The 4,692-nt window shown below is 42.0% G+C and carries 4 protein-coding genes; 2 read left to right on the forward strand and 2 right to left on the reverse strand.

Annotated features, from left to right (window positions below; all coding sequences use genetic code 11):
* Both LUQ50_RS11865 and LUQ50_RS11870 read left to right on the forward strand, forming a co-directional pair.
* A partial coding sequence (locus tag LUQ50_RS11865) for a PAS domain S-box protein (RefSeq protein WP_300040046.1) occupies positions 1-2,094 on the forward strand: 2,094 nt, incomplete at its 5' end.
* Positions 2,095-2,295: 201 nt separating this feature from the next.
* On the forward strand, positions 2,296-2,664 hold the full coding sequence (locus LUQ50_RS11870) for a hypothetical protein (RefSeq protein WP_300040047.1): 369 nt from the start codon (positions 2,296-2,298) through the stop codon (positions 2,662-2,664).
* Positions 2,665-2,775: 111 nt separating this feature from the next.
* On the opposite strand, the gene LUQ50_RS11875 is transcribed toward LUQ50_RS11870, so the two are convergent.
* Together LUQ50_RS11875 and LUQ50_RS15995 are read right to left on the reverse strand one after the other, a co-directional pair.
* Entirely contained in the window at positions 2,776-3,699 is a 924-nt protein-coding gene (locus tag LUQ50_RS11875) for a hypothetical protein (protein ID WP_300040048.1), read from the reverse strand.
* A gap of 305 nt (positions 3,700-4,004) precedes the next feature.
* Complete coding sequence (locus LUQ50_RS15995; RefSeq protein ID WP_367279003.1) at positions 4,005-4,457, reverse strand: hypothetical protein; 453 nt, start codon at positions 4,455-4,457, stop codon at positions 4,005-4,007.
* Positions 4,458-4,692: the final 235 nt, after the last annotated feature.

Consider the following 4,692-nt stretch of genomic DNA (forward strand, 5'->3'; position numbering starts at 1 on the left):
GACGGTAGGATTCTGTACGTAAATGAGACAACCGCTGCCAGAGTAGGTCATCCGGTTGAAGATATGATCGGAAGATCGATGTATCTCTTTACCCCTCAAGAAATAGAAGAAGAACGAAGAAATTTTGCTGGTTTTGTAATCAAATCAGGTGAACCGGTTTATTTCACAGATGAACGAGCCGGTCGAATACTGGAAAACAGTTTTTATCCAATCTTTAATGATATAGGAGATGTTACCCGTATTGCCATCTACGAAAGAGATGTAACTGAAAAACTTGAATCTGAGAGGAAGATAGCAGAGAGTGAAGAGAAATTCCGCAGATTCGCAGAAAATGCTCGTGATATGCTCTTCCGCCAGTCCGTTCCAGATGGTACATTTGAATTTATCAGTCCTGCATCGATTGAATTGACTGGATATAGGCCGGATGAGTTCTATGCAGATCCTGATCTTTGGAAAAGACTGATCGATTCAGCGTGGTTGGATTATTACGCTGAAAGATTTGGCAATCTTCTGGAAAACAATATTCAACTCATGTATGAGTACCAGATCATCGACAGATCCGGAAAAATACATTGGCTTAACCAGAGAAATGCCTTGGTTACCGATGAACTGGGAAATCCCATAGCACTTGAAGGAATCATCACTGATGTTACCCGACAGAAAACCATTGAGCATGAACTTCAAAGAAGTGAGCAACGTTTCCTCACAGTGACCCAGAATGCCCGCTCATGGATCTGGGAGATGGATGAAAATGGCATCTATACCTATTCAAGTCCCACAATTTTTGATATCCTCGGATGGAGGCCGGAAGAGATCGTAGGAACTCATTTTTCTGTTATTTTTGACCCGTCAATCAGAGACTCATTACAGACAGAAGTGATGAACATCTTCAGTTCCCATGAGCCATTCCACGAATTCATCAGTTTCAATCAGCATAAGAATGGCTCAAAAGTTATCTTGAAAACAAGTGGTATTGCAATATATGATGCTAACGGAAAATTTGCCGGGTACTCCGGTGTTGATCAGGATATCACCAAAGAGAAAGAAGCAGAGGAAAAACTTGTTGATAGTGAAGAAAAGTACCGACTCCTAGCTGAACATGTGCATGATGTAATCTGGACAGCGAACGAAAATTTAAAACTCACCTATATCTCTCCTTCAGTAACAAAACTTCGGGGATTTACTCCGGAAGAAGTTTTGAAAACGACGATCCAGGACTCAATGACCCCGGAATCATTCAGGCTTGTAATAAAACATCATGAGCAACTGATGGAATCAATTCAAAAGGGAGTCACGGTCCCTGAAAGTCTGGCATTAGAACTTGAATTAAAGTGTAAGAACGGATCCACAATATGGGCTGAACTGAAAATCACAATATTACTAGACAGTAATAACAATATTTCCGGATTAATCGGAGTTACCAGGGACATCAGCCAGAGGAGACAGGTGGAAAAGGCACTCAGAAAAACAAATCTCCAACTCAGTCTCCTCACCGGTATCACTCGCCATGACATTCTCAATAATATCTCTGTTATTTACGCATATCTTGCACTTATTGAAGACAAGATAACCGATCCAGACTTGGTAGCATCTCTCAAGGTAATGATAACAGCTACCGAGGAGATTCAATCACAGATCGAATTTACCCGGGTCTATGAAGAACTCGGTACCCATGAACCACAATGGATACATCTCAACACCGCTATGCCCCGTGCATTTCTCCCGGATTCAATATCCCTCATCACAGATCTACCAAATGTGAGCATATTTGCCGATCCTATGCTTCAAAAAGTATTTTTTGCTCTCCTTGATAATTCAATCCGACATGGTAAACAGGTAGCCGAGATCAGGGTGTCGATAAATAATACCGGTGATGAACTTATGATCGTATGGGAAGACAACGGAGATGGTGTTCCTGAAAGGGAAAAAAAGTTGATATTTGAGCGAGGATTAGGGAAGAATACCGGACTCGGATTATTCCTGGTTCGTGAGATACTCTCGCTGACCGGAATTGTGATTCGTGAGAGGGGGATTCCGGGAAAAGGAGCACGATTTGAGATCGTTGTACCACCAGACGGATACCGGTTTCAATAAATGAATAATTAATATAAGGAATGTAATTCATTATTACAGCCCTTCGTGTTGATGATGATCTCGATATCCTCAAGATCGGTTCCCGATTTTTTGAGCGAACAGGAGAGGTGCATCCAATTGGAAATATATGCAACCAGATCCATAGACCCCGTAATGACAGTAGGAATTATTCGATGACCACACTGATAGAAGGGAGGAGTTATGCCTCATACCGAAGCTGAAGTGACTGTCCATCGATCCCAATGGCGAGAATTATCTCGCAATCTAACTCAACGTGAAATTCTGTACTTTGTTTCAGGTTCTCCTGATGGGGTCAGGGAGACGAAAATTAAATCCTTTATGCATGAGGTATTCAGATTTTCAGTTCAAGGCTCGATAGAACCTCATTTAAAAAAACTGGAGGCCGATGGCCTTCTTACCAAAGAGTCTACCCGGAGTGGTGCCATAATATGGCATGCAAATCAACCCCTCGTACTTGATATGGTTCGACAGGAACTAGAAGAGATGAAGTATCGTGAGGATGAACTGCGTGATCTGCTTGCGTACCTGATCAGTATGTATGCTGATTGATGATAATCATCCTTCCTGAATCTCCTGAATCCAACGTATATGGAATGTTTTTCCATGAATATTGGGAATCCTTCCATGTAAGTCATCCTATACCTGAACACTCAACACCGATCAGCCGGAAATAATGAGTGAGAGGACCAGCAGAAGATACATCATTATACTTATCGTAGGAATAATCCTGGCAGACCAGAAGCTGATCTGTTCCACCCGGACTTGATTTTTAACTTCAGAATATCTGTTTATGAATATACCAGAAACGAGTACCATAACCAGTGTGGCGTAGGTGATGATCATGAACCAATCGAGGATGGTTGCATAGGTAACGAGCGGGATATTATCTGCAATTCGCCAGTGGATCATCACTGCAGCGAGGAACATCGAGCTATTGAGACCCATTCGAGTTGATATCTTCATCATCAGCGATGAAAGAGAGACAAGGACGATAAGCAGGAGAGGAAGAAAAAATTTCACAATCGTTGAAGTAGTATCTCTCACAATACCATATTCGAATATAATCCGGGAGTAAGGTTGTTCATCCGCCATATAGGTCATATTCGTGACAGATGAACCATTTCGGGTAAATGTCCATCCAGGAAGATCAGCTTCAGGATTGATCCCGTTTTTTTCCTGATTCGTTAAAAGGACCATTTCATGCTTATTTTTAAATTTCGGTTCCAGTTTTATAGAGAGGGTATGCCTGTCAAAGGGATATCGGCTGAGATCAGGTTCAACGGTCAAAATTGCGATAATCCGGTACTCTTTTTCATGAGGCGTGTCCTGTAACGCGTTCGTTGAGGTAATAACCCCATTCATCAGTTCAAAGTCGCTTATTGACAGGTTTGAGTCGGATCGGATCTGAAGATAAAAATCAACCCCCACACTCCCCGCCCCAACATCAAAACGGTTAAAATCCACAATATAGATCGTAACTTCCACAGGCTCCGGGCTATCTCCCGGAGAGACTACAGTTTCATACGTGATCACATCACCAAATACCGGGATCCCAATCACGATTACGGCAACGAAAAGTAACAACAGAAAATTTAGGAGTCTGCAAGTCCCTTCAGATATACAGCACTCATTTTGTGCAACCGCTCTCATCGGGATGAGTTGGCAGGAGATGATATCACCTGATGTTGAGTTCAGAGTAGGGAGATTTATAACTTCCCTACCCTAAAAGACCTCGATGGGATCAGCAATTCTGCAGAGGCACTGGCTACATACGAAAAAGTCATCGGACTTTATCCCGATAATTCAGATGTATATCCCAAGAAGAATAGCATTCAGAATATAGGGATTTCCAGAAATAAGATCTGGCAGATATACAATGAGTAAAAAATTTATTGGTGAACTGGTGTTACCAGCCAGGTCGTACTGTTTGAATAACTGTACTTTTCTATTGAGAAATCAGGACAAGTCTCTGCAAGAATGGCCATATTTGTACCAACTTCTTTTGAAGAAAGACCGAGTTCCCGTGCAATGTATTTGGATTTGAGGAAGCATCTGCCAGAGCGAATCCGGTTTTTCAGGTACTCAATCAGACAGACCTGTCTCTCATTATAGGTGTCGTTGAATTGTGACTGTAATAACATGGAATACCTCATTTGTTTCAGATGGAATTGGTGAATGATACAACAGGATACGATACGAACTGTAGGAGGAAGTCCGGTATCACCGGACAATGAAATGATCGCATCTATCATAACCATTCGTTGCAAGAGAGACCGGTTATCAGCATCTCTGACATCGGACAGATATTCATGAGGGTCAGGCAACGAAATGTAGGAGGACATGTTGAACGCAATCTCATGAGCGAATATCTGTCAGGTCAGAGACTCTGATTCAGAACTGCCGCAGGAGTATTCTGCAGCAGACCTGACAGGCCTCCCTGTGACATACCAGTGTTACATGAAACAGGCTATAAGTACCGTGGATAAAACTACCAGATATCAGTTCGAAATTCATTCAGAGCATCAATTCATAATTATTAATCCTCGTTATCCATCATAAAAATCAAAAGAGGCAAAC

Origin of the sequence: Methanospirillum sp., assembly GCF_028679455.1 — an archaeon.
Classification (GTDB): domain Archaea; phylum Halobacteriota; class Methanomicrobia; order Methanomicrobiales; family Methanospirillaceae; genus Methanospirillum.